At 44.5% G+C, this 25,544-nt stretch carries 25 protein-coding genes and 1 other annotated feature; of the genes, 6 read left to right on the top strand and 19 right to left on the bottom strand.

Annotated features, from left to right (window positions below):
* The first annotated feature begins 97 nt into the window (after window positions 1–97).
* Window positions 98–922 (top strand): DUF92 domain-containing protein, encoded by an 825-nt coding sequence (locus IGJ25_RS04385; protein ID WP_081116788.1) that lies wholly within the window; start codon window positions 98–100, stop codon window positions 920–922.
* A gap of 61 nt (window positions 923–983) precedes the next feature.
* Here IGJ25_RS04385 and IGJ25_RS04380 read toward each other — a convergent pair whose 3' ends face one another.
* A complete protein-coding gene (locus IGJ25_RS04380; RefSeq protein WP_034858162.1) occupies window positions 984–1,694 on the bottom strand; it encodes an MgtC/SapB family protein in 711 nt (236 codons plus the stop codon).
* Between IGJ25_RS04380 and IGJ25_RS04375 the strand changes: the two genes are divergently transcribed.
* On the top strand, window positions 1,680–1,985 hold the full coding sequence (locus IGJ25_RS04375; RefSeq protein WP_225001135.1) for a hypothetical protein: 306 nt from the start codon (window positions 1,680–1,682) through the stop codon (window positions 1,983–1,985). The two genes, IGJ25_RS04380 and IGJ25_RS04375, sit on opposite strands and share 15 nt — an antisense overlap.
* Here IGJ25_RS04375 and nagB read toward each other — a convergent pair.
* Together nagB and IGJ25_RS04365 are read right to left on the bottom strand one after the other, a co-directional pair.
* Entirely contained in the window at window positions 1,926–2,627 is a 702-nt protein-coding gene (nagB, locus tag IGJ25_RS04370; RefSeq protein WP_081116789.1) for a glucosamine-6-phosphate deaminase, read from the bottom strand. The genes IGJ25_RS04375 and nagB overlap by 60 nt on opposite strands.
* Before the next feature lie 153 nt (window positions 2,628–2,780).
* Window positions 2,781–3,383, bottom strand: a complete 603-nt coding sequence (locus IGJ25_RS04365) for a LysM peptidoglycan-binding domain-containing protein (RefSeq protein WP_016611944.1) — start codon at window positions 3,381–3,383, stop codon at window positions 2,781–2,783.
* A gap of 234 nt (window positions 3,384–3,617) precedes the next feature.
* Here IGJ25_RS04365 and IGJ25_RS04360 point away from each other — a divergent pair, with 234 nt between their 5' ends.
* Window positions 3,618–4,007 carry a YxeA family protein gene (locus tag IGJ25_RS04360; RefSeq protein WP_081116790.1) on the top strand — a complete coding sequence of 130 codons (390 nt, stop codon included), beginning with the start codon at window positions 3,618–3,620 and terminating at the stop codon, window positions 4,005–4,007.
* A 317-nt stretch (window positions 4,008–4,324) separates the two neighbouring features.
* On the opposite strand, the gene glnA is transcribed toward IGJ25_RS04360, so the two are convergent.
* The 6 genes from glnA to IGJ25_RS04330 all read right to left on the bottom strand — a co-directional run bounded on the left by glnA (window position 4,325) and on the right by IGJ25_RS04330 (window position 10,042).
* Entirely contained in the window at window positions 4,325–5,665 is a 1,341-nt protein-coding gene (gene glnA / locus IGJ25_RS04355) for a type I glutamate--ammonia ligase (protein WP_005225167.1), read from the bottom strand.
* A 59-nt stretch (window positions 5,666–5,724) separates the two neighbouring features.
* Window positions 5,725–6,105, bottom strand: coding sequence for a MerR family transcriptional regulator (locus tag IGJ25_RS04350; RefSeq protein WP_005225166.1), 381 nt, complete (start codon window positions 6,103–6,105; stop codon window positions 5,725–5,727).
* Between the two features lie 290 nt (window positions 6,106–6,395).
* Window positions 6,396–7,640 carry a GTPase HflX gene (hflX, locus tag IGJ25_RS04345; protein ID WP_005225165.1) on the bottom strand — a complete coding sequence of 415 codons (1,245 nt, stop codon included), beginning with the start codon at window positions 7,638–7,640 and terminating at the stop codon, window positions 6,396–6,398.
* A complete protein-coding gene (gene miaA / locus IGJ25_RS04340) occupies window positions 7,637–8,554 on the bottom strand; it encodes a tRNA (adenosine(37)-N6)-dimethylallyltransferase MiaA (protein WP_208788393.1) in 918 nt (305 codons plus the stop codon). Before miaA ends, hflX begins: the two co-directional genes overlap by 4 nt.
* Window positions 8,551–9,300: a glycerophosphodiester phosphodiesterase gene (locus IGJ25_RS04335; protein ID WP_081116792.1), complete on the bottom strand. Its 750-nt coding sequence runs from the start codon at window positions 9,298–9,300 to the stop codon at window positions 8,551–8,553. Before IGJ25_RS04335 ends, miaA begins: the two co-directional genes overlap by 4 nt.
* 223 nt (window positions 9,301–9,523) lie before the next feature.
* Window positions 9,524–10,042: a hypothetical protein gene (locus IGJ25_RS04330; RefSeq protein WP_005231097.1), complete on the bottom strand. Its 519-nt coding sequence runs from the start codon at window positions 10,040–10,042 to the stop codon at window positions 9,524–9,526.
* A gap of 175 nt (window positions 10,043–10,217) precedes the next feature.
* Between IGJ25_RS04330 and clpP the strand changes: the two genes are divergently transcribed.
* Window positions 10,218–10,808: an ATP-dependent Clp endopeptidase proteolytic subunit ClpP gene (clpP, locus tag IGJ25_RS04325; RefSeq protein ID WP_005225161.1), complete on the top strand. Its 591-nt coding sequence runs from the start codon at window positions 10,218–10,220 to the stop codon at window positions 10,806–10,808.
* Between the two features lie 62 nt (window positions 10,809–10,870).
* Here clpP and IGJ25_RS04320 read toward each other — a convergent pair whose 3' ends face one another.
* The 3 genes from IGJ25_RS04320 to IGJ25_RS04310 form a co-directional block, all read right to left on the bottom strand.
* Entirely contained in the window at window positions 10,871–11,464 is a 594-nt protein-coding gene (locus tag IGJ25_RS04320; protein ID WP_005231095.1) for a gamma carbonic anhydrase family protein, read from the bottom strand.
* 62 nt (window positions 11,465–11,526) lie between these two features.
* Window positions 11,527–13,284 (bottom strand): ABC transporter ATP-binding protein, encoded by a 1,758-nt coding sequence (locus tag IGJ25_RS04315; RefSeq protein ID WP_081116793.1) that lies wholly within the window; start codon window positions 13,282–13,284, stop codon window positions 11,527–11,529.
* On the bottom strand, window positions 13,281–15,014 hold the full coding sequence (locus tag IGJ25_RS04310) for an ABC transporter ATP-binding protein (protein ID WP_010747462.1): 1,734 nt from the start codon (window positions 15,012–15,014) through the stop codon (window positions 13,281–13,283). The genes IGJ25_RS04315 and IGJ25_RS04310 overlap by 4 nt, the downstream gene beginning before the upstream one ends.
* A gap of 401 nt (window positions 15,015–15,415) precedes the next feature.
* Here IGJ25_RS04310 and IGJ25_RS04305 point away from each other — a divergent pair, with 401 nt between their 5' ends.
* Entirely contained in the window at window positions 15,416–15,628 is a 213-nt protein-coding gene (locus IGJ25_RS04305; protein ID WP_005225157.1) for a DNA-directed RNA polymerase subunit epsilon, read from the top strand.
* 1 nt (window position 15,629) lies between these two features.
* Window positions 15,630–17,309, top strand: coding sequence for a ribonuclease J1 (gene rnjA, locus IGJ25_RS04300; RefSeq protein WP_438779121.1), 1,680 nt, complete (start codon window positions 15,630–15,632; stop codon window positions 17,307–17,309).
* Between the two features lie 142 nt (window positions 17,310–17,451).
* On the opposite strand, the gene IGJ25_RS04295 is transcribed toward rnjA, so the two are convergent.
* From IGJ25_RS04295 to IGJ25_RS04265, 7 genes are all read right to left on the bottom strand, one after another.
* On the bottom strand, window positions 17,452–17,652 hold the full coding sequence (locus tag IGJ25_RS04295) for a cold-shock protein (RefSeq protein ID WP_005225155.1): 201 nt from the start codon (window positions 17,650–17,652) through the stop codon (window positions 17,452–17,454).
* 199 nt (window positions 17,653–17,851) lie between these two features.
* Window positions 17,852–18,544: a RadC family protein gene (radC, locus tag IGJ25_RS04290; protein ID WP_005225154.1), complete on the bottom strand. Its 693-nt coding sequence runs from the start codon at window positions 18,542–18,544 to the stop codon at window positions 17,852–17,854.
* 82 nt (window positions 18,545–18,626) lie between these two features.
* Window positions 18,627–19,301 carry an HAD family hydrolase gene (locus IGJ25_RS04285; RefSeq protein WP_081116795.1) on the bottom strand — a complete coding sequence of 225 codons (675 nt, stop codon included), beginning with the start codon at window positions 19,299–19,301 and terminating at the stop codon, window positions 18,627–18,629.
* A complete protein-coding gene (locus tag IGJ25_RS04280; RefSeq protein WP_081116796.1) occupies window positions 19,294–20,607 on the bottom strand; it encodes a bifunctional folylpolyglutamate synthase/dihydrofolate synthase in 1,314 nt (437 codons plus the stop codon). The genes IGJ25_RS04285 and IGJ25_RS04280 overlap by 8 nt, the downstream gene beginning before the upstream one ends.
* A 147-nt stretch (window positions 20,608–20,754) precedes the next feature.
* Entirely contained in the window at window positions 20,755–23,400 is a 2,646-nt protein-coding gene (locus IGJ25_RS04275; RefSeq protein ID WP_074934637.1) for a valine--tRNA ligase, read from the bottom strand.
* Between the two features lie 517 nt (window positions 23,401–23,917).
* Window positions 23,918–24,152: a binding site (T-box leader), on the bottom strand.
* Window positions 24,153–24,209: 57 nt separating this feature from the next.
* Complete coding sequence (gene tpx / locus IGJ25_RS04270) at window positions 24,210–24,701, bottom strand: thiol peroxidase (protein WP_081116797.1); 492 nt, start codon at window positions 24,699–24,701, stop codon at window positions 24,210–24,212.
* A gap of 65 nt (window positions 24,702–24,766) precedes the next feature.
* Complete coding sequence (locus IGJ25_RS04265; RefSeq protein ID WP_005225148.1) at window positions 24,767–25,420, bottom strand: redox-sensing transcriptional repressor Rex; 654 nt, start codon at window positions 25,418–25,420, stop codon at window positions 24,767–24,769.
* Window positions 25,421–25,544: the final 124 nt, after the last annotated feature.

The following is a 25,544-nucleotide window of genomic DNA, read 5'->3' as shown; positions in this document are numbered from 1 at the left end:
ATTTGACGAGTAAAAAGCTATCAGGCTGACTATTTTTTTGTTAACTGCGGTAAAATAAATGAGACCTATGCTACACTATACGCAAAGGAGTGTTCAAATGGTTTTCTTTTATCAATTCATGCTGGGATTGTTTGCCAGTACATTCGTTGCAGCGGCAGCATTCGTCTTTCAGTGGCTGACTGTTTCTGGCGCACTGGCTGCGATTCTTTGCGGCACACTGGTCATTGGCTTTGGTCCGTGGTACAGCATCTTTTTGATTGGCTTTTTCTTTGCCAGCTCTGGCATCATTGGTCTTTTAAAGAAAATGCGCAGTCAGCCAGAGTTAGCTGTGCTTGCCAAAGGTGCTCGCCGTGATGCAAAACAAGTCTTTGCGAGCATCACACCAAGCATCTTTGCTCTACTGCTTGCCTTTTGGACGAAAGAACCGCTATTCCTTTGGGGATTTGTGGCGGGAATCGCTAGCTGTACGGCTGACACTTGGGGCTCAGAAATCGGCGTGCTGAGTCCAAGTCCACCGCGTCACTTACTAACGGGAAAAAAATTACCACCGGGACTTTCCGGCGGTGTCAGTTGGTTGGGAACTGCCGCTTCCCTAGCAGGGAGTCTCGCCATCACTGGTTTATTCGCAGCAGCCTTATGGTTGAACGGCAAGCCGTTCTCCTTTGATCTCTGGTTGACCTTGACTGCTTTAGGCTTTGGCGGTAGTCTCTTGGACAGCTTACTGGGCGCAACGATTCAGGTGCGCTATCAATGCCCTGTCTGTCACCAATACACCGAAAAAAAAGTCCACCACGACGTTGCCACCAAGCAAGTCGGCGGTCTTTCCTTTGTAACGAATGAAGGGGTCAATTTGCTGAGTTCAATAGTGATCGTTATTTTGACTGTATGTTTCTTTTACTTAAAAATGTCTACCGCATCATAAAAAAAGCAGCAAAGCACGTCACTAATGTGAGGTGTCTTGCTGCTTTTTGACTCAATACCGATTAAGCAATATCCACTAAGCGGATCTTCGTGACATTTTTGTAGACAGACAATTCTTCGATCACTTCAGAAAAGCCTAGCCCTCGGGGGAGATCAATCGTATAAATGTTGGTATAAATGCGATAGTCTTCCATGAATTTGACATCAAAATTGACATCTTCGATCACGATATTTTTCTCTTGGAAGTACTCCGTCAAAAACTCTTTGGTCTCGGTGCGATGGATGTACTGGATCTCTAATTTCTTTGCTGTTGGTACGCGGACGATCCGCTTAACGATCGTCAATGCAAAGAAGATCCCGATAAAACTGCTTAATGCGATGGTGTAAAAGCCCATCCCGATGGCAATTCCTAAACCTGCGATCGCCCATAAGGAAGCAGCCGTCGTCAACCCCGTCACCGAGCGCTTCGTCACAATGATCGTTCCAGCGCCTAGAAAACCGACCCCGCTGACGACTTGGGCGATCAATCGTGCTTCGTCTGAACGAATCACGCCTGCTAAATCTGGATGATCCAGCGCATCTCGCATGGCACCTGTGGCGATCTCCACTTGGATCAAGGCAATGACACAAGCTCCCATGCAAACCAAGATATGGGTTCTAAGACCAGCTGGTCGGCTTTTGTATTGCCGCTCGTACCCAATCGCTCCTCCCATGATCATTGCCAGCAGCAATCTCAGCGCTACTTCAGGAATGGATAAATGCATATCAACCATTTGCATCCCTCTTTTCTTCGTATTCTCTCTTTTAACTATAGCATCTCTGATGAAAAAAAGAAAAAAACAGCGCCGAATCAGCCAAATAAAAAAGCCCCCTCAGAAAATAAGCAAGTTAGCTACAAACCATTGCTCGCAGCTGCGCTGGCGCTACTGCACAAGCGCAGGGGGAAGCTGCGAGGATGGCTCATTTTTCCTTCTGACTTATTTCTGAAAAGGGCTGATTTTGTTTTACAGCTTGCTGGCAGCAGCCTCATCGATGATCACGATCACGTCATCATGCTTTTGTAAAACAGAAGCTGGTAATTCGTTGGTTACGGGTCCTTCAATCATTTTTTGGATCGCATCCGCTTTGACTTCGCCAAATGCCATCAAAATGATTTTTTTGCTTTGCATAATCGAACCGATTCCCATTGAAATTGCCGTCGTTGGGACGTCTTCGACTTTATCAAAGTAGCGTTTGTTGGCATTGATGGTCGATTCAGTCAAATCAACGACTGAGGTCGTTCCTTCAAAAGATGCACCAGGTTCGTTGAAGCCGATATGTCCGTTTTGACCGATACCCAAGATTTGGATATCAACTGGGTGATCCGCAATCACGCTATCGTAGCGTTCGCATTCTGCTTCTAAGTCTTCCGCTTTGCCGTTTGGTACGAAGGTTTCTTTGAATGGTTTTTTATTGAATAAATGAGCATTCATGAAGTAGCGATAGCTTTGTTCGTCTTCGCCGCCTAGTCCTACGTATTCATCTAAGTTGACTGAAGTCATTTCTGAAAAATCAACTTCACTGGCAGTCATTTCTGCATAAAGGGTCTCTGGCGTGCTTCCTGTTGCTAAGCCTAGGACCTTGGCGCCATTTGCCATACCTTCTTGTATCAATTCAAAAGCTTTCTTTCCGCCTTGAGCAGCATCTTTAACGCGAATAATTTCCATGATCAGCGCTCCGTTTCTATTTGGTATAGTCCAATAATACCACAGGTTGTGTTTGATTACAATAATTAGTCTAGACCAGATGACGATTTTTTCTCGCCGATCAAAAAAAAGACGAGCTCTAAAATGCGCTCGTCTCTCTCGTATTCTACTTGCTTACCAATTCGTATAAACATCAATACCGCTATGACCAACACCTGTGTCATAGACTTTATAGGCACCTAAAGATGATTGACCAGTCGATCCTTTCGGTTGATTATCACTGGCAACAACGATGTACCCATCGGCATCACGGATGGTTCCGTCTGATGCTACATGGCGACCAGGGATATTCAATCCGCCTCCTGGCAAGACTTTTTGTGAGTAGTACGATTCTCTCACACCATTGAAGTAGTTGATCCCATCCACTGGATTCAAGACTCCAGAACCAGCACCAGGAATGCTTGAACGGGTTTGACTCACGTTAGCAGTCGCTGTAGATTCACTTTTTTCTGTGCTTTCTTTCGTACTTGTTTCTTTGTTTTCTACAGATTGGCCATCGTTAGAAACCAACAATGTTTCGCCATCAAAAATCATATTTGGATTTTCGATCGAATCATTTAAAGCTAAAAGGTCTTCGACCGTTGTTTGATAAGTAGCAGCGATCCCAGATAGAGTGTCTCCTGGTTCGACAACATGGGTTTGTTCTGCTGCTGAAACAACTGTTCCGCCAACGAATAAACCAAATCCTGCAACAACTGTAAATGCAAATTTTTTCAAATGAAAAAACCTCTCTTTTGATTATTTGTCCCGCTATCGGGCACAAGTAAGAGAATAACATTACAATATTGCAGGAAGGTTTCAGAAATATTTTTCATTATCACAATTGTTAAACAGAAAGTTACAGGATTTTTATTCAAAAATGCTAAACTTACAATATTGTTATCCCTTTCGATGAGTGCTTTTAGTGGCCACATGCTATAGTGATGCTAGTAATGGAAAGGAATGACACCCATGAAAAAACTACTAGTAACGCTTGGCGTTTTGATTATTGTCGTAGCCGGCTATTTCGGCTACACGTACTATGCAACAACGTATCGAGGCATCACGGCTTATGCTATCACGCCCAACAAAGTCCCTGAAAAGACACAGACCTACAGCGATTCTGGTGAAAAAATCGATGGCTCTTTTACCTACAAATACACCTTTGAATTCGTAAAGAAAAATGGTGAAAAAGAACTCATGACCTATGACCAGACGGGCGAAAATGTAAAACCATTGGCTCCAAATACTTTAGTCAAAGCAGAAATCAGTAAGACCCGCATCATTTCTGGTCCCAATGAAATCCCTCAATCAGAAGTCCCCGCAAAAATACTGTCTGAGCTGGAAACCTTTGACGAATAAGGACTTCTTACAAAAAACTTTCTACTTTTTAAGGTTCATTTTACTTTGACGGTCTATGCTAGCTTTATACCAAAACTATTTTTCTTCCTCTTACCAGTCCTCGCCCGACTGGTATTTTTTTGATTTTTCCCAATGGTCAGGAATTACGCTTCTTATAGACAAAACCGCTCTAGCTTCGCAATGTGTTTTTTCTCAAACTTTGATCAAGCAGCTATTGACGATCGGAAATAAATAAAACCAGAGTCAATAGGATAAACGCTAGTTTCATCATAAAAAAACCGCTAGATTGTTTATCTCTAGCGGCTTTTTTTGCGATTTTAATAGAGTTCCAAGTATTGTTCTCTTTCCCACTCGGAGACTGTTTGGCGGAAGGCTGCCCATTCTAATCGTTTTGCTTCGACAAAGTTGGCATAGATGTGTTTGCCTAAGGCATCGATCATCACTTGGTCTTTACGCAATGCTTTGATGGCATTGTGGATCGTTGATGGCAGATCTTCGATTTGTGCTTCTGCACGTTCTGTTTCGTTCATGATATAGATGTTGCGGTCGACAGCTGGTGGTGGTGTCAACTCACGTCTAACGCCATCAAGTCCTGCTTGTAATAAAACAGCCATTGCTAAGTATGGGTTAGCGGATGGGTCAACCGAACGCAATTCCAAACGCGTTGACAAGCCTCTTGATTCTGGCACCCGAATCAATGGTGAACGGTTGCGTCCTGACCATGCCACGTATACAGGCGCTTCATAACCTGGCACTAAGCGTTTGTAAGAGTTGACGGTTGGGTTGCAGACAGCCGTGTAAGCACGGGCGTGTTCGATCAAACCGCCTAAGAAGTGATACGCTGTTTGGCTTAATTGCATTGGTCCTTCTTCATCAAAGAAGACATTTTCATCACCTTTGAACAAGGACATGTTGCAGTGCATGCCTGAACCGTTGATGCCGAATAATGGTTTTGGCATAAAGGTCGCATGCAAGCCGTGTTTACGAGCAATGGTTTTCACGACAAGTTTGAAGGTTTGAATGTTGTCACATGCTTCCACTGCATCCGCATATTTAAAGTCGATCTCGTGTTGCCCTGGTGCCACCTCATGGTGAGACGCTTCAACTTCAAAGCCAAGGCTTTCTAATTCTAATACGATATCGCGACGGCAGTTTTCCCCTAGATCGGTTGGGGCAAAATCGAAGTAGCCGCCTTTGTCGTTTAATTCAGTTGTGATTTCGCCTGCTTCATCTAATTTGAATAGGAAAAATTCGGGTTCTGGTCCAAGATTGAAAGAAGTAAAACCAAGGGATTGCATGTCAGCTAATGCCCGTTTTAAGTTGCCGCGAGGGTCGCCTGCAAATGGGGTGCCATCTGGATTGTAGATATCACAGATCAAACGAGCCACTTTGCCATGTTCACTTTCCCAAGGGAAGATCATCCAGGTGGACAAATCAGGATACAGATACATGTCACTTTCTTCAATACGGACAAATCCTTCAATAGAAGAACCGTCAAACATCATTTTGTTTTCCAGTACTTTATCTAATTGACTTACAGGTACTTCAACGTTCTTGTTCGTTCCTAAAATATCAGTAAACATCAAGCGTAAAAAGCGCACGTTCTCATCCTTTACGATTTGTTTGATGTCTTCGGCAGTTCTTTCAAATTTTGGCATAGTATCCCTTCCTTTTTCCCAATTCTTATTTTATATCACAGCAATGATCTACAAGTGCTCTACATTCGTGGACCTTTTTGCTGGTATGGCTGTTGTTGATTCAATCCACCTTGAGCCAAGAGTTCATCATAAAAAATTCGACGTACATCTTCATCGGTCAGCGGCGGTTTGTTCTTCGCTTCTTTTTCTTTGGCAACTTTCATTTCATAAACTCGTTTGATTCCCGCCATGTTCAGTCCATCGGAAAGATAGTCTTTGATCTCTAGCAAGGTATCAATATCATTCAGCGAATACATTCGTCGATTGCCATCGCTGCGTTCCGGGTGGATCAATTCTTGTTCTTCGTAATAACGAATTTGACGGGCGGTGAGATCGGTCAATTTCATGACTGTTCCGATAGGAAAGACTGACATTGAGCGCCGCAATTCTTTTTCCCGCATAACTTGGCTCCCCTCCGTTTCAATGATGCTGCGTAACTTTATGGAAACTATACCAATTCTTTTTTTGCGTGTCAACCCCTCATGTTAGAAAAAGTGACATGAATGCAAATTTTTTTGATTTTTCCACTGAGCCCTTGATTTGATCGCATGTTCAAGCAGTCCTTTTTCTGGAAGAAATGGTGCCTTAGCCAAAAATGTTCGGGTTTTGCACTTGAAGGAAGTCAAACCACTTATACTTCCATAATTTTGTCACCACAAAAAAAACGGTGCATCGGCTGCACCGCTTCTGTTTATTCTTGTTCTTGCGCCATTCTGCGTAGTGGATAGGTATCCTCCAGCGCAAATCCTTTGATATGATAGGTCTGTGTTGCTTCATCGAAGGCATTGCTCAACACTAGCGACTCCCGTTTTAACCGATTCAGCGCATTGCCTTCATCGGCTTGCAACACCAGATGATAAGGCTGCATGATCTGCATCAATTCCATTTTGATCGCCTGAGTCAAGCGCTCTTTGCCTTTGGTACTCTTTGCTGAGATCAAGACATTGGGAAATAGTGTTGGGACAAACTGATCGGCGTCGATGCGATCCGCCTTATTGTAGACCGTCAACATCGGTAATTGGGTCAAAGAAAGTTCCTCCATTAATTTTAAGACCGTCTCCTCTTGCTGGACCCGTTCTTCGGAACTGGCATCGACGACATGCAGCAAGAAGTCCATGTTTTGACTTTCCTCCAGTGTGGAATGAAACGCATCGATCAATTGGGTCGGCAATTCTTGGATAAAACCAACCGTATCGGTAATGGTGACTTCGAATCCTTCTGGCATCCGCCAGCGTTTCGTCAAAGGATCGAGTGTCGCAAACAACTGGTCTTGCTCATACGTATCCGCACTGGTCAAAATGTTTAAAATAGTTGATTTTCCAGCATTGGTATAACCAATCAAGCCCATTTGAAAGACTTGGCTGTCTTTGCGCTTTTGGCGTGTTCGGTCTCGATGGGCTGCCACTTCCTTCAATTCCCGTTTGATAATGGTGATGCGGTTGCGGATGTGTCGACGATCGGTCTCCAGCTTGGTTTCCCCTGGCCCTCTCGTTCCGATTCCGCCCCCTAGCCGAGACATGTTCTTACCTTGCCCTATCAAGCGTGGAAGCAAATAATCCAGCTGCGCCAGTTCTACTTGCAGCTTTCCTTCTTTGGAACGGGCACGCATCGCAAAAATATCAAGGATCAGCTGGACGCGATCAATCACTGGCACTTCTAGCGCATCACCGATCAACTGGCTTTGCCTTGGTGTCAATTCATGATTGAAAATCACTAGATCTGCTTCATGTGCTTCTGCCAACTGCTGCAATTCCGCAACTTTCCCCTTGCCGATCACGGTTTGTCGATCGACTTGCTGCCGTTTTTGCACCAGTGAAAAAACAACTTCACCATTGGCGGTTTTTGTTAAGCTTTTCAATTCTTTCATTGACGAATCAAAATGAAGATAGTTTTTCTCCGTTTCTACTCCGACAAGAATCACACGTTCTTGGCTCATCTTTTCTCCTCCAACCATTGGTCGATTTCTGTTTCAAGGGTACGTTGTTCTTCAGGTTGCCTCACTAAATCAATCCATCGGGGCTGTGCTCGGTTATTGAACCACGTCAGCTGCCGCTTGGCGTAGCGGCGTGAGTTTTGCTTGATTTGCTCAATGGTCTCCTCCAATGTGGCCTGCCCATGAAAATAGGGCAAAAATTCCTTGTAGCCGATCCCTTTGGCGGCTTGCGTTTCTGGATACTGCAAAACAGCTTTTGCTTCTTCGATCAAGCCTTGATCCATCATCAAGTCCACCCGCTGATTGATTCGCTGGTATAACACTTCTCGCTCAGTGGTTAACCCGATCATGAAGAAATCGTACAAAGCTTGTGGTGTCTCTTTTGGTGCAGCGATACTTTCGCCAGTCGTTTCAAAAACCTCCAACGCACGAATCACTTTCCGCTCATTGTTGTAGTGGATCTTCGCTGCTGCCAAGGGATCGACCGCCTGCAGCTTTTGCCATAAAGCTTCTTTGCCGATGGCTGCTGCTTCTTGTTCGTAATGCTGACGAATCGTTGGGTCGCCTTCTTCTGCCCCTAAACGAAAGTCATACAAAAGCGCTTGGATGTATAACCCTGTTCCCCCTACAACGATCGGCAGCTTTCCTTGCTGCTGGATCGTCTCGATGGCTTCACGCCCCATTTGCTGGAAATCAGCGGCAGAGTATGCTTCCGTCATCCCACGAATATCGATCAAATGATGAGGAACCCCTGCCATTTCTTCCTTCGTCACTTTGGCGGTACCGATATCTAACTGACGGTAAATTTGCATGGAATCCCCGCTGATGATCTCCCCTTGGTATTTTTGGGCTAACTGGATACTCAAGGCGGTTTTGCCAACTGCGGTCGGTCCCACGATTACTAAGACTTTTTTCATCCTTTTGTTTCCTCGCGAACCTGTTGCACAATTGCCCGAGCTTTTTCTGGAAAATCGGTGATGATCCCCGTCAACCCCAGAGCCAAGCAGGTGCGAATCGCCGCTTCTTCGTTGACAGTCCACGGACGGATCGCGATCGGAAAATCAGTTAAGACCGTTGCTGTCTCTTGGACCCAGCGATAGGCAGGATGAATTCCTTCGATATACGGTCGGCTGAGCGCCAACGGTGGTTTGTCTTCCCCGCGTCCCATAATAAAATCAAGGGTCGCATCCGGTTCGATCGCATGCATCCGATCCAAGGTCTCGATATTGAAGGAACAATACCAATGAGTAAAGGGCCATTCTTGACTATTCATTAAGTCGGATACTTTGGCTTCGATTCCTTCATACTCATAATGATCGGTTTTTAATTCGATCGTCAAAATGCCACGATAATTCTTCGCTGCAAGCAAATCCAACACTTCTTTTAGCGTGGGGATTTTGGCGGCTTGAAATTCCTCAGAAAACCAGCTGCCAGCATTGAGGTCTTTTAGTTCAGCAACCGTCAGGTCACAGATCCGACCTTTGCCGTTGGTCGTTCGATCAACCGTTTCATCATGCATGACGATCAAGCCGCCATCTTTTGATAGATGTACATCTAACTCAATGATATCAGCTTTGACCCGCACCGCTTCCGCAAATGCTGGTAGCGTGTTTTCAGGTCGGTTGCCGCTACTCCCGCGGTGGGCAACGATTTGTACCATCATTCTTTCACTCCATTCTCACTTTTTATTTTACCATGGAATCTCCTAGAACCAAAAAGCCTCTGTTTGTTTCGATCCTCTTAATGAATAATAACGCTTTGTTTCGGTCAAAGAAAAACACCCTTACTATGATCGCAGTAAGAGTGTGTGTGATCAGTTAAAAAAGCGCAACCGTCGATACTCTGGTTTGGTTGCCTTAACCAAGGAAAACGGCTGACCAGTAGAATCAAATCGTTTTTGAAAAATAGGTCAACGGTTCGCTCGTCATGTTTTTCATTTGGGTTTTACGCTCATTGACCATTTCAACCAATTGATCAAGGAAATTTTCCATAATGATCCGACCGCCTTTATAGGTATACCCACCGATTTTAACAGTTTCCTCTGGGGATAAAATCACCCGACGTGTTCCGATTTTTTTGAAAAATTCTTCCAAGAAAAAATTCGGTAGATAAAAACTGTTTTGCGCCGCAAAAGATTGTAGATAGGCAAAATCATCGATGGTGATATAACAGTCGTCAAAGGCATCAAAGCTGACATACTCATCCATCAGCATGACCCGTTTTTGTAGAATCTCACTGATTTTTTGATTCAATAAAACCAACGTTTCGATTTCTTTGACTTTATGCTCCAACAAACGGCGTTGTTTTTCTTTTTGTTCCTCATACCGAATGCGTAAATTAAAAATGATGGTTACTAACAATGCGCCCACTAAGACGCCGATCAAACCTGCTATTGCTACTGCCATTCTTCGATCCTTCCTCATTCCTTTTTTCATATTGTATCATATTTGAAAGTTTCGCAAAAAAGATAACGAACTTTTTATTTGACCTTTCTTGACCTAATCGGTATACTATCTCTTAGATATTGCGAAAACTTTATGCTAAACTATATCTATAACGATTTTTAGGAGGACTATCACTATGAATTTAATTCCTACAGTCATTGAACAATCATCTCGCGGTGAAAGAGCGTATGACATCTATTCTCGTCTATTAAAAGACCGGATCATTATGTTGAGTGGTCAAGTAACCGATGACTTAGCAAACTCGATCATTGCTCAGCTTTTATTCTTGGACGCGCAAGATTCTGAAAAAGACATCTACTTGTACATCAACTCGCCTGGCGGAAGCGTTACTGCTGGTCTAGCGATCTTTGATACGATGAACTTTATCAAAGCCGATGTTCAAACCATCGTTATGGGGATGGCTGCTTCTATGGGTTCATTCTTATTGACCGCTGGTGAAAAAGGCAAACGCTTTGCGTTACCAAATGCAGAAATCATGATCCACCAACCATTAGGTGGCGCCCAAGGTCAAGCAACTGAAATCGAAATTGCTGCCCGCCACATTTTGGCAACCCGCGAACGTCTGAACAAAATCTTGTCAGAACGTACTGGTCAACCAATCGAAGTGATTGAACGCGACACCGATCGCGACAACTTTATGACCGCACAAGAAGCCAAAGATTACGGCCTAATCGACGAGATCATGGAATCAAACAAATTGAAATAAGCTTGCATAAAAAAAGGTGTACGAAGCAATTCGTACACCTTTTTGCGTCTTTTGGTTCGGCGTCAGACTTCACCATATTCGCCCTGTTGGTAAGCATACCCATTTTCCACGTAATGCGTGATGTTTGCCTGATTTTTGGCGATTTCTTCCTCTGTCAACGGGCGGATCACTCGTGCAGGACGACCAAACGCCAACACATTGGGCGGAATGACGGTTCCTTCCGTTACTAACGAACCAGCACCTAACAAACTATTTTCACCGATCACTGCATGATTCAAAACAATCGAGCTCATGCCGATCAGCGCCCCTTTTTTGATGGTACAGCCATGAAGCATACACTGATGCCCAACAGTCACATCGTCTTCCACGATCGTCGGGGCATCGTGATCAACGTGAATGATCGTTCCATCTTGAATATTGGTACGCGCGCCGATTTCGATGCGATTGGCATCGCCTCGAATCACTGCTTGAAACCAGACCGTACTCTCTTTTCCTAGAGTCACGTTTCCTACGATCGTCGCATTTTTCGCCACAAAACAAGGTGTTCCTTGCAACGAGGCTGGCGAAACTGTTTTGTGGGTTTCATTCCCTGATTGTTCTTTGTCCATCAACTTCTCCTTCCAATCCATAAACGGATCTGCGCTTTCTTTTTTCACTATAGCACCACCCTTGCGACAATGCAAAAAGAGCGCCAGTCAGACTGGACGCTCTTTTGGGTTTACTCGGCTTCTTCTGAAAATTGACTTTGGTACAGTTGGCTATAAAAGCCGCCAGCTGCCAACAAGGTCTCGTGATTGCCTTTTTCAATGATCGACCCTTGATCCATCACTAAGATCAGATCTGCTTCACGAATCGTTGACAAACGATGGGCGATCACAAAGCTGGTACGACCTTCCATCACTTTATCCATTGCTTTTTGAATCAGCGCTTCTAAGCGGGTATCCACCGAACTGGTGGCTTCATCGAGAATCAAGATCTTCGGATCAGAGATGACTGCCCGAGCGATGGTCAACAATTGTTTTTGCCCCAAGGAGACATTGTCCCCTTCAGAATTGATGATCATTTCGTAGCCGTCTGGCATCGTGCGAATGAAGTGATCGACGTTGGCGGTTTTCGCTGCATCAACGACTTCATAATCGGTGGCATCTAATTTCCCAAAGCGAATGTTGTCGCCGATCGTGCCTTCGTACAACCATGCATCTTGTAAGACCATCCCAAATAGTGACCGAACATCGTGACGTTCCATTTTCTTCGTGTCGATGCCGTCGATCTTGATGGCCCCTTCATTGACATCATAAAAACGCATCAACAAATTGATCAAAGTGGTTTTCCCAGCACCTGTTGGTCCCACGATCGCCACGGTTTGTCCAGCTTTGACTTCAAAGTTCAAGTCTTTGATCAACGGTTTTTTCGGATCATAGGCAAAGCCGACATGTTCAAAGGTCACGTCGCCTCTGATTTGTTCTGGCAATTGGATATCCGTTTGATTGACTGGCTCTTCTTCCTCATCTAGGATTTCAAAGACCCGTTTTGCTGCTGCTGAGGCACTTTGCAAGACGGAAGACAGCTGGGTAATGTTCCCCATTGGCTGACTGACTTGCCAAATGTATTGAATGAACGCTTGCAGCTGACCAACAACGATCACGCCGCTGATCACATAAAAGCTCCCCATGACTGCCATTGCGATATAGGTAAAGTAAGCGGTCATTTGCACCAGCGGCATCATCAATCCTGACACAAAGGCAGAACGAAAGCCGTAATAGCGCAACTGGTGGTTAACGTTTTTAAACCCTTCAAGTGTTTGCTTTTCCCGTCCATACACTTTCAACACACTGAATCCAGTCATGTTTTCTTGTACGTAGCCGTTCAGATCCCCTAACGCATTTTGCATGCCTTGGAAGTCTTTTTGCGACTTTTTGACGATCGTGCGAGAAATCAATAAGGAGGCTGGGATCATGATCAATGAAACCAACGCCATGTAGGTATTGATGTAAAACATCATGGAAACCGCCATAACGATTCCTAAGAAGGCATTGACGATCCCGATCAAGGCTTGCTGCATTGCACCGCTGACGGCATCCACGTCATTGGTCACCCGTGACAGGATATTCCCTTGTTGGTTGCGGTCGAAGTAAGAAACGGGCAAACGATTGATTTTTTCTTCAATGTCTTGCCGCAAATCTCGCATCGCAGATTGGACAACGTTGGTGATCAGCAGCCCTGACATCAATTGTGAGAAACAGTAACCGACACCAACGACTGCGATCCAGATCAAGCAAAGGATCACGTAATCAAAATTAACGCCTTCGCCAGTGGCGATGTTGCGGCTGATCTCTGTCGTCGGTAATCCAGAAACATACGGCATTGCCGCATTGAAGCCGACGGTTGCAACAGTAAACAGCAAGACTAGGATAAATTGTACTTTGTACGGTTTGATGTAAGCACCTAACCGTTTTAAAGAAGAGATTGCTTTCATTGTGCCAACTCCTCCTCTGATAATTGTGACGCCGCAATGTCGTAGTATACTGGACAAGTTTGCAGCAGTTCTTTGTGGGTGCCGATGCCAACCACATCGCCTTCGTTCAAGACGACGATCTTATCGGCATTCATGATCGTTCCTACTCGTTGAGCAACGATCAAAACGGTCGATTCTGTGGTTTCTTTTTTCAAGCGTGCCCGCAATTTTGCATCCGTTTGGTAATCCAATGCAGAAAAACTATCATCAAAAATATAGATCTCTGGTTGGCGGATCACCGCACGGGCAATCGCTAGGCGTTGCTTTTGTCCGCCAGAGAAGTTGGTTCCGCCTTCTGCCAAGTGAGCATCAAAGCCATCTGGTGTGCGAGAAATGAAATCTGCCGCTTGCGCAATCTCGGCTGCTCGTTCCAGCTCTGCTTGCGTGGCATCTTCTTTCCCATAGCGTAGGTTTTCTGCGATCGTCCCTGTAAATAGCAACGCTTTTTGAGGGATAAACCCGATCTTGTTGCGCAACGTCGTTAAGCTGTAATCCCGAACGTCAACACCATCCACCAAAACTTGGCCTTCACTGACGTCGTAAAAACGTGGGATCAATTGGATCAAGGTTGATTTTCCACTTCCAGTACTACCGATAAACGCCACGGTTTCCCCTGGTGAAGCGGTAAAGCTAACATTACGGATCACTGGACTTTGAGCATGTCCTGGATAAGCAAAGGTAACATTTTTGAATTCCAAGAAGCCTTTCGTCTTAGTTTCTGTCACTGGCTGTTCTGGCTCTTTGATTTCAGAAGTCGCATCTAACGCTTCTTGGATTCGGCGCGCAGAAACGGCCGCTCGTGGATACATCGTAAAGACAGTCGCAAACAGCATGAAAGAAAACAGCGCATGGAAGATGTATTCGATAAATGCAATCAAGTCACCGACCTGCAGTTGCCCTTGATCGATTTGAATACTTCCCGTCCAAATAATCAAGATCATCACGATATTGAATAAGAAGAAAAAGCCCGGTTGTGCCGTTGCCATCAAGCGAAACAAGCTGCGAGAACTAGAAGCATAGGCTTGGTTGACTTTGCCAAAGCGTTTTTCTTCAAATTTTTCATTGACGAAGGCACGGATCACTCGTAAACCAGAGAGATTTTCCCGCAAGATGCCATTGATTTTATCTAGATTGGCTTGTTGTTTAGTGGATAAGGGTTCCGAGATTTTGGCAATGGCGATGACGGCCATCAGCAATATCGGCAATGCCCCCAAAACATACAACCCTAGTTGTGTACTTGTCCGCATGACCATGTACAAGCTGACCACAAACATCATGGGTGTCATCAAACCTGTCCGTAAGATGCTTTGCATAAACAGCATGATTTGATACGCATCATTGGTCACACGGGTGATCAATGATGAAACCCCGATTTTTTCATATTCGGTATGTGAATAGCCTTGGACTTTTTCAAAAAGATCGTCACGAATATCTGCCACAATGTTAGTGGTGATACGTGACGTGAAATAGCCTAACAAAATGTTCATCGTGATCCCCACAATGGTGATCGCGATCATCGCCGCACCCATTTTCCATATGTAGTCGCGATCACCAGCGGCGATCCCTTTGTCGATCATTCTTGCCAATAACGTCGGCAAACCTAATTCAATCAAAATAAAACCAAAAACACAGATGAAATTAAAAACCAGCAGTTTCTTGTTTCTCATCGTGTAGTGCCACATTAATTTCAAAAAATCCCCTCCTTTTTTACTTCATTACTTCTACTATAGCATAGGAATATTCTTATTGTAATGCACTTTCAACGAAAAAAAGCAAACTTCAGCGATAGTCCTTTCATTTTCTTTCAGTAAGCCTTTTCAAAATGACGTGTTTCTATACTTATTCGTTTTTCTGTGATAAACTAGGGATACTTGTAGTGGAACGACTTACAAACCCGGTGAATTTTTTATGACGACATTTGGAAAGCAAAGACGAGGCTTTCTCTTTTTTCTCACAACGATTGTCTGAAAAAAGCATGCAGCGGCTCTCGAAGCCTTCTTTTCAGGTCACTTTATTCGGACCTCGATTTTGTGATGCAGCGAATTCATCAACCAAATAGACTACTGCGAAAAGCAGATAAAGGAGAAAAGATATGATTTACAAAATTTATTACCAAGAAACAAAAGACCGCAACCCAAAGAGAGAACAAACCCACTCTTTGTACATTGAAGCAGACGATGCAGTGATCGCACGCCGTCTGGTTGAACAAAATACCCCATACAACATCGAGTTCGTTCAAGAACTAGATGAAAAACATTTAGCTTACGAAAAAGAAAACGCTGATTTCAAATTAGCGGAGTTTTAAGATGAAAGTTTCGCTGAAAAATAATGAGACTGGCGTATTCGGCGTCGGTGGACTTGGCGAAATCGGAAAAAACTGTTATGGGGTTCAATTCCAAGATGAGATCATCTTAATTGACGCGGGAATCAAATTCCCCGAAGATGAACTGCTTGGGATCGACTATGTCATTTCCGATTATAGCTACATCGTTCAAAATTTACCGAAAGTCAAAGGCTTGATCGTCACTCATGGTCACGAAGACCATATTGGCGGAATCCCTTACTTGTTGCGGGAAGCCAATATCCCGATCTATGCGGGACCCTTGGCACTTGCTTTGATCACCAACAAATTAGATGAGCATGGCTTATTGCGGGATGCGGAATTACACGAAATCAATGAAGATACGGTGATTCGTTTCCGTAAAACATCCATCAGCTTCTTCCGAACGACCCACAGTATCCCTGATGCTTTAGGTGTCGTTGTCAAAACGCCTTCTGGCAATATCGTCGCAACTGGCGATTTCAAGTTTGACTTTACGCCTGTGGGCGAACCAGCAAACTTGCACAAAATGGCAAAAATTGGTGAAGAAGGCGTCCTTTGCCTCCTTTCCGATAGTACCAATGCAGAAATTCCGACCTTTACCAAATCAGAAAAAACGATCGGCAGCTCGATCCAAAAGATTTTTGAAAAAATCGATGGTCGGATCATTTTTGCCAGCTTTGCCTCCAACATTTTCCGTCTCCAACAAGCTGCAGATGCGGCGGTTGCGACTGGACGTAAAATCGCCGTTTTTGGACGCAGTATGGAAAATGCGATCGTCAACGGACAGCGCCTTGGCTATATCAAGGTGCCAGATGGAACCTTTGTGGAATCTCATGAGATCAACCGTTTGCCTGCAAACGAAACCATGATCCTTTGTACGGGTTCTCAAGGAGAGCCGATGGCTGCTTTGAGTCGGATTGCCAACGGGACTCACCGTCAAATCCAAATTCACCCAGATGATACCGTGATTTTCTCAAGCTCACCGATCCCAGGAAATACCACGAGTGTCAATCAGCTGATCAACTTGTTGTTGGAAGCTGGCGCAAACGTGATCCATGGCAAATTGAACAACATCCATACTTCTGGTCACGGTGGCCAAGAAGAACAAAAACTGATGTTGCGTCTAATGAAGCCAAAATTCTTTATGCCTGTCCACGGGGAATTTCGGATGCTGAACATCCACACCCAGTTGGCACAAGATGTCGGTGTACCAAAAGAAAATTGTTTCATTATGGAAAATGGTGACATGTTGGCCTTAACAGCGGATACCGCTCGCTTGGCTGGTCATTTCAATGCCAATGATGTTTATGTTGACGGCAGCGGTATCGGTGATATCGGAAATGTCGTCTTACGAGATCGTCGTATTCTTTCAGAGGAAGGCCTCGTCTTAGCAGTCGCGACAGTCGATGTAGCGAAGAAAGAAGTCCTTGCTGGACCAGATATCCTTTCTCGTGGGTTTGTTTATATGCGGGAATCTGGCGAGATGATCAACGAAGCACAGCTGATCCTCTTCCGTGCATTGCGGGAAGTCTTGAACCAACCAGACCCAACAGAACACAAATTAAGAGAAGCGATGTCTTCGGCGTTACAGCCATTCCTATTTGAAAAAACCGAGCGTCATCCAATGATCCTTTCGATGATCATGACGCCGGACGATTTATAATCTTACATGCAAGGGCAGTTCTCAGGTTACTGAGAACTGCCTTTTCCTTTCCGTTATAAAAAGAAAAAAAAAGACCATCGAATCGATGGTCTTTTGGGGTTTTTGATTTCAAAGTGCTCTTACTGGCAGTTTGTTTGAAAGCTTACGCTTTGTTTACGTTAACTGCTTGAGGTCCACGATCAGAATCTTCCACGTCGAAAGTTACTGCTTGACCTTCTTCTAAAGTTTTGAATCCTTCACCTTGGATCGCTGAAAAGTGTACAAATACGTCTGTACCGTCTTCGCGAGAGATAAAACCAAACCCTTTTTCAGCATTGAACCATTTTACTGTACCTTGTTCCATTAAAAAAAACCTCCTCGTGCATAAGCACTTAATTGTGTGTAACATTGCCTTTGTGCGATAGAGGCCTAACGTGCGTTTCAACATCTATTCAGCAAACAAAATTACAATAATATTTTACACTTGCCCGTATTTTTTTGCAAGACAGACGATTAGACAATTCACCTTTATTTTTAATAATGTTCGCAAACTCGGCTTATTTTCACACGTCTTCCTGTTGCCACAGCCCCTCTTCTCGCAAACTGACATAGGCATTGTCGCCAATGATCAAATGATCCAATATGTCGATCCCCATCAAGTCTCCGCACTTGATCAAGCGGCGTGTAAACAGCAGATCTGCCTCTGAGGCTTGGGGACTGCCGCTGGGATGGTTGTGGACGACGATCACTCGGGCGGCACTGTAGCGTACCGCCCAATGAAAAATCTCCCGTGGGTGAGCGATCGACTGATTCAACGATCCGATGAAGATCGTTTTTTTCTGAATGATCTCATTTTTCGTATTCAAATATAGCCCTAGTAAATGCTCTTGACGACAATCCTTCAACTCTTGGATCAACTGATGGGCGATCGCCATACTAGAGTTGACCTTACCGTACTTTGGTTGAGCGGAGCGCTGGATTCGCACACCTAATTCAACCATCGCTTTGATCTCGATGGCTTTGATTTGTCCGACGCCGCGAATTTCTTGTAATTCATCGATCGTCGCTTGCTTTAGTTCATACAATTCTTGAAAACGATTCAAGACACTGGCCGCTAATTCGAGGACATTCAGAGGACGTGAGCCAGTTCGCAGCAAAATGGCCAATAATTCTTGATTCGAAAGGGCATCCACTCCATATTCTACTAAACGCTCTCGGGGAAACGAGCTTTGGGGAATCACTGTTTCATTGATCATAAAAAAACTCCTTTGCGTCGGTCTAATAAAAGATACGCAAAGGAGAGAGTATTTCATGAATCAGGTGCGCAAAAAATCACAGTTAGATTGAAAAGGCGGTTTCTAGAAAATCTGGGACATCCTCTAGTGATGGTAAGACTTTCAAGACTTTTTCTTCAATGATGGTCGTCGGTGCGATCAAATCGGGAATCATAATGACTGAGATCCCTGCCCCATGAGCAGCATGAATACCGTTAGCCGAATCTTCAAGGATCACCAATTCTTCTTTTGGTACCGCCAATAATGCGTGGGCTTTTTCAAAAATCTCAGGATCTGGTTTTGCCCGTGTGACATCATCAAAGCAGACTATCTCAGGAAATTCCGCCGTTAAGCCTGCTGCTTCCAGCAAGGTATCGATCACTTTGCGCTGGTTGCTAGACGCCAACACTCGGGGAATCTTTTTCTCATCAAGATAATGCAATAACTCGTAGATGCCCGGCTTCAATTCAGCCTCGCCCCGTTGGAACATTTCCAGCGTTTGCTGAAAAGCCGCTTGGATAAAGTCTTCGATCATTTGATGGCCAAAGGCTTCGTCGAATCGCTCATGGTAAGCTGCCCAGACTTCTTCATCCGAGACCCCCACATAAGCTAAATACAACTCTTTTGTATAGGGAATCCCCATTTGATCCGCCACGATTTGAGTTGCTTGGTAATAGAGCAGCTCCGTGTCAAAAATCAAACCGTCCATATCGAAAATCACACCACGTAACTTAGCCATTTCTTCCTCCTATTGCCAACAACAATTCACGAACTTCTGAAACAAAATACAACGATCCTGTCACCAGCAGCAAATCTTCATTGGTCATTTTTTCTAATAATTCTGCCAAGCCAAACTGCCATAAAGAGACGGTTGAGATTCGTTTTTCATCGAGTTCCTGATAGCCGTCTGCTAAATGCAATGCTTTTGGGAAATCAAAGGTCGTTAAATAAATCTCGGCTTGCGGAATTGCCAGCAATTGCTGAAGCATCTCATTGACGTTTTTGGTTTCTAAGGCTGAGAACAGCACATGGATGCGATAGTCGCTGAACTCTTCTTTCATCGTATCCACCAAGCGAGCCATGGCATGCACGTTATGGGCGCCATCGATGATCACCAGTGGTTCACTGCTGATTCGTTCCATTCGGGCGGGCCAATAGGCCTTTCTTAGCCCATTACGAATTTCTTTAGCTGAAAATGGCAGCTGCCGCAGGTCGCAATACAGACTGTACAATTGGATCGCAACACCGGCATTTTCTGGTTGATGGCGGCCTAACATCGGTGTTTTCAAGCCTTTGATTTTGCCATGCTCATTTTCAAAATCAAACAATTCGCCCCACTCTTCATCAGGATGACGATAGGTCACACGGTACTCTTCCCCTGCATGATACGCAGGTGCCTGTGCTTCTGCAGCTTTCAAATCGATCATCGAAAGCGCGCTTTCAACGATATTGCCAGTCACAAGGGGAATTTGTGGCTTGATGATCCCCGCCTTATGGGCAGCGATTTTTTCAATGGTATCGCCTAAGACATCCATATGATCCATGCCGATCGTCGTGATCGCTGTCAACATCGGGGAAATAACGTTGGTACTATCTAAAAGTCCCCCTAGGCCAACTTCCATTATCGCAACATCGACGTTTTTTTCTTCAAAATAGCCTAATGCCATGGCAGTAATGATCTCAAACTGAGTGATGCCCGTCAAGGTTTCATCACGATCGATTTCAGCAACCAGCGGCTGGATTTTTTCCACCCAAGCGACCAAATCCTCATCTGATATAAATTGTCCATTGATTTCGATCCGTTCATTGAACGCTTCAATGTGCGGGGAAGTAAAAGTCCCCACTTGCTGCCCAGCTTCTTCTAAAAGACTGCGCAAATAGCTGACGGTTGATCCTTTGCCATTCGTGCCGGCGATATGGATCATGGTTATGTTTTTTTCAGGATTGCCCATTCGTTTTAATAATGCTTCGACACGCATCAATCCGGGTCTTTGCCCAAATGCCAAACGCGAATGGATCCACGCTGTTGCTTCTTCGCTTGTCATCTCCTTCACCTCGCTCTTATTTTATCAAAAATCACACAGCTTTCCCAATTTCTTTCCTTTAAACGAGAAATTTGTTTGACGGTTTCTATCGATTACGCAAAAACAAGCATCTACAAGAGATGCTTGTTTGCAGACAGTCGACGCTTCCTATTGAATCGTGCGCAATTGCTCGATCCGTTCTTGGACTGCTTTTTGTTTTTCAAGATAATCGGCTTCTTTGCTGCGTTCTTGTGCTACGACTTCCTCTGGTGCATTGGCAACGAAGCGTTCATTTGCCAATTTGCCTTGTACCCGTTGAACTTCTTGGGTGAACTTCGCTAGTTCTTTCTCCAAACGCGCGATTTCTTCTTCAATGTTGATCAACCCAGCTAGCGGCAAGTAGATCGTCGCGCCTGATAGGATGGCTGACATCGCCAATTCAGGGGCTTGTAAGCTGTTAGAGATTTCTAGTTCTTCTGGATTACAGAAGCGTTCGATATAGTTTTTGTTGGCGATCAAGAATTCTTCGATCTCAGGCTCATTTGCTTGGATCAGCAAAGTGATTGGTTTCGAAAGTGGTGTGTTTACTTCTGCACGGATGTTTCGAACCGAACGAATCAATTCTTTCAACACTTCCATCCCTTGCGCCGCTTTTTCATCGGTCCATTCTGGTGCCACTTGTGGATACTCAGCAACAACTAATGATTCCCCTGTATGCGGCAGTTTGCTCCAGATTTCTTCTGTAACAAATGGCATGATTGGGTGCAACAAGCGTAAAATTTGATCAAGAACATGGACTAAGATGCTCTTATTGACTTGTTTCGCTGCTTCATTGTCACCGTATAAGGTTTCTTTCGACATTTCAATGTACCAGTCACAGAAGTCATCCCAGATAAAGTTGTATAATTGACGACCCGCTTCCCCAAATTCGAAGCGTTCAAAAAGGTCAGTGACTTTTTCAATCGTTTCATTCAAGCGCGTCAAGATCCAACGATCCGCCACTGATTTTTCACCAGAAAAATCAATGTCTTCAGCAGTCATTTCGCTGACATTCATCAAGACGAAACGGGAAGCATTCCAAATTTTATTGATGAAGTTCCAAGCGGCATCCATTTTCTCATAGCTGAAACGCACGTCTTGCCCCGGTGCAGAGCCATTTGATAAGAACCAACGCAATGCATCGGCACCATATTGTTCAATGACTTCCATCGGATCGATCCCGTTTCCAAGAGACTTACTCATTTTGCGACCTTGTTCATCACGGATTAATCCGTGGATCAAGACATTTTCAAATGGTCGTTTGCCAGTAAATTCCAAGCTTTGGAAGATCATACGGCTTACCCAAAATGCGATAATGTCATAGCCAGTCACTAATGTATTGGTTGGGAAGTAGCGTTGGAAATCTTCATTGGTCTCATCTGGCCACCCCATTGTTGAAAACGGCCATAAAGCAGAACTAAACCAGGTATCCAATACGTCTGGATCTTGCTGCCAATTTTCGGCATCCGCTGGCGCTTCAAGTCCTACATACATTTCTCCCGTTTCTTTGTGGTACCAAGCTGGGATTTGATGGCCCCACCACAACTGACGAGAGATCACCCAGTCATGGACATTTTCCATCCAACGTAAGAATGTTTGGTTGAAACGTGGCGGATAAAAGTCCACCGCATCGTCGGTTTCTTGGTTGTCGATGGCTTGTTTTGCTAATGGCTCCATTTTTACGAACCATTGTGTCGACAAACGAGGTTCGACTACTACGCCTGTCCGTTCTGAGTGCCCTACACTATGGACCATTTTTTCGATTTTGATCAGACGACCTAACGCCTCTAAGTCTTTCACGATTTGCTTACGAGCAGCAAAACGATCCATGCCTGCATAAGTACCTGCTAAGTCGTTCATTGTTCCGTCATCATTCATGACATTGACCCGTGGTAGGTCATGGCGGTTACCGACCTCAAAGTCATTCGGGTCATGGGCAGGAGTGATTTTTACGACCCCAGTTCCAAATTCTTGGTCCACGTACTCATCTGCGATGATTGGGATCTCTTTATTGACCAAAGGCAAAATCACTTTTTTACCGATCAATGCTTGATAACGTTCATCTTCTGGATGAACCGCGACTGCTGTATCCCCCAGCATCGTTTCTGGACGAGTCGTTGCGATCTCCACCACACCGCTGCCATCTGCTAATTCGTAAGACATATGGTAAAAAGCACCTTCGATGTCTTTGTGGATCACTTCAATATCAGATAATGCCGTGCGGGCTTGCGGATCCCAGTTGATGATGTACTCGCCACGATAGATCAAGCCTTTTTCATATAGCGTCACGAAAACTTTACGGACCGCTTCGGATAATCCATCATCTAATGTGAACCGTTCACGGCTATAGTCTAGAGATAAACCTAGTTTCGCCCATTGTTCCCGAATGTGACCGGCATATTCTTCTTTCCAATCCCATACTTGTTCAACGAATTTTTCCCGACCAAGGTCGTAGCGAGAAATCCCTTGTTCCCGCAGCTTTTCTTCTACTTTGGCTTGGGTAGCGATCCCGGCATGGTCCATACCTGGTAGCCATAAGGTGTCATACCCTTGCATCCGTTTTTGACGAATGATGATGTCTTGTAACGTGGTATCCCAGGCATGACCTAAGTGCAATTTTCCTGTTACATTTGGTGGTGGAATCACGATAGAATAAGGTTTTGCTTCTTTGTTGCCGCTTGGTTTAAAACGGTCATGTTCTAACCAATCTTGGTAGCGCCCCGCTTCTACTTCTTGGGGATTGTACTTGGTGGATAGATTTTCAGTTTCTGTCATTGTTGGTCCTCCTAAAGTTACGTTTTTTAGACGTAATGGTTGGTGTGGTTTTTTTGTGCCTGTTGCTGGGTAAAGCGTGACAATGTTTGAATCGTTCAGGATTAGTGCCGTGGTAATTATCAGCTGTTTGTTGACGCCACGCTTGTTATTCGTAAAAAAAACGTTGCTTACAGAGGTCAAGGCACACTTCCGTGATCCGCTATTGTGTCTTAGGACTTTTGGCAAACGATCTGGCTCGCTTCGTGAACCAATTTTGATGACTTCGAGTACTGTTCATCATCTATTCTGTCTTGCTCCGCAAGCCACTCAATGTGATTCCTAGTTTGGTTACTACGCTCCCTATGGTCGCCTAGTACTGTTCATCATCTGCTCTGTCCCACTTTGTGGGCCACTCATTGTGATTCCTAGTATGGTTACTACGCTCCCTATGGTCGCCTAGTACTGTTCATCATCTGCTCTGTCCCACTTTGTGGGCCACTCGCAGTGATTCACAGCAAAAAGCGCCTTAATGCCGAGGCATTAGGGCGCTGATACGCGGTACCACCTAAATTGCAGATTGCTCTGCCACTTTGACGTGAGGTAACGTTCACGACGCGCTTGATCTTACTGTGCGGCTTTGTCTGCAAGAAACAAACCGTGGTTCGGATCAAAGACCTTCAAGCTACCTTTTCAGTGTCTGGGGAAGTCTTGCACCGACCGACTTCTCTCTGACCGCCAGGGTCACTGATACTCCTCTTGAACATTGTCTTGCTATCATAGATTCTTGTTTCATCTTGCTACATTCTACAATGAACTTTTTTGAAAGTCAATCAGAGGTTTGCTTTCGCAGCATCAATGGCTGCTTGATAATCCGGTTCGTGGGAGATCTCAGGCACGATCTCAACGTGTTGGATCACGCCTTCACGGTCTAAAACGAAAATTGCTCGGGCAAAATGACCGAAGTCTGGGATCATGATTTGATAGGCCTCACCGAAGGTATTCGCCGGATCATGAAGCATGATCATGTCGACGCCTTCTTGGCCGCACCATTGCGCTTGTTCTTCTTTTGTATTGTTAGAAATCGTGACAAAATGGATGTCATCCAATTGACTTGCTTCTTGGTTGAAACGCTTGGTCTGCAATGCACAGACGCGTGTCACGATATCGGGAACCACGCTGATGATCGTTGGTTTTCCTAAAAAATCAGTCAGTGTGTATTCCTTGTCCTCTAAACTTTTCAAGCGAAAATCAGCTGCTTTATCCCCTACGTTTGGTTGGTTGCCAGGCATCTCATAAACCGTTTCTTTGCGTGTAACTTGCATAACATCTCTCCTATAGCATTTTCTCCCAGTATAAGAAAGATTGTCAAAAAACGAAAAGGATTTGCTCAGACTTTCGATTTTTGCGAGTAGGTCGTATCAAAAAAGATCAATGTTTGTAATTCTGTCGTCAAATCAATGTATTGGATATTGACGTCTTTTGGCACGATGACGGGATCAGGGGCAAAATTTAAAATCGCTGTGATCCCAGCATCCACGATCGCATCGATCGCCATTTGCGAATAACGACTAGGAACGGTCGAAATCGCTACGGTGATCCCTTTTTCTGCTACGACTTCCGCCAATTGATCCATTCCATAGACATAACGCCCACTAATGGTCTGACCAATCATTTCTGGATCATTGTCAAAAACCGCGACCACGGAAAGATTTTCATTTCTGCGAAAATTGTTGTTGGCTAACGCTTTTCCTAAATTTCCATAACCAATCAAGGCGATTTTTTTCTCTTCATTGGTTTCTAAGATATAGCTCAATACCTCAATCAGATAAGGAACATCATAGCCATAGCCACTTCTGCCCAATTCTCCTAGATGAGAAAAATCTCGGCGGATCGTGGCTGAAGGAACTTGCGTGATTTCTGCAAACTCTTTTGATTTGATTCGCTGAATACCAGAGGCATCCAGTAATTTTAAGTGTCGTAAATAAGCTGGCAAACGTTTTGCCGTCGCTTTCGGAAGTTTTTTATCTCTTAATGCTTCCATCCTGTCCACCCTCCTTGTTAAATGATTCACATATTGAGTGTAGCATGTTCCATTTTCAATAGCAAGAAAATATTCACAAACTCTCTCACTCGATGAAAAACGACCACAAATGTTCAAAAACAGT

Source organism: Enterococcus sp. DIV0240d (assembly GCF_051711245.1).
In the GTDB taxonomy this organism is placed as follows: Bacteria; Bacillota; Bacilli; order Lactobacillales; family Enterococcaceae; genus Enterococcus_D; species Enterococcus_D casseliflavus.
Note: the sequence above shows the minus strand (reverse complement) of the source record. Positions and strands in the feature narration are given on the sequence as shown.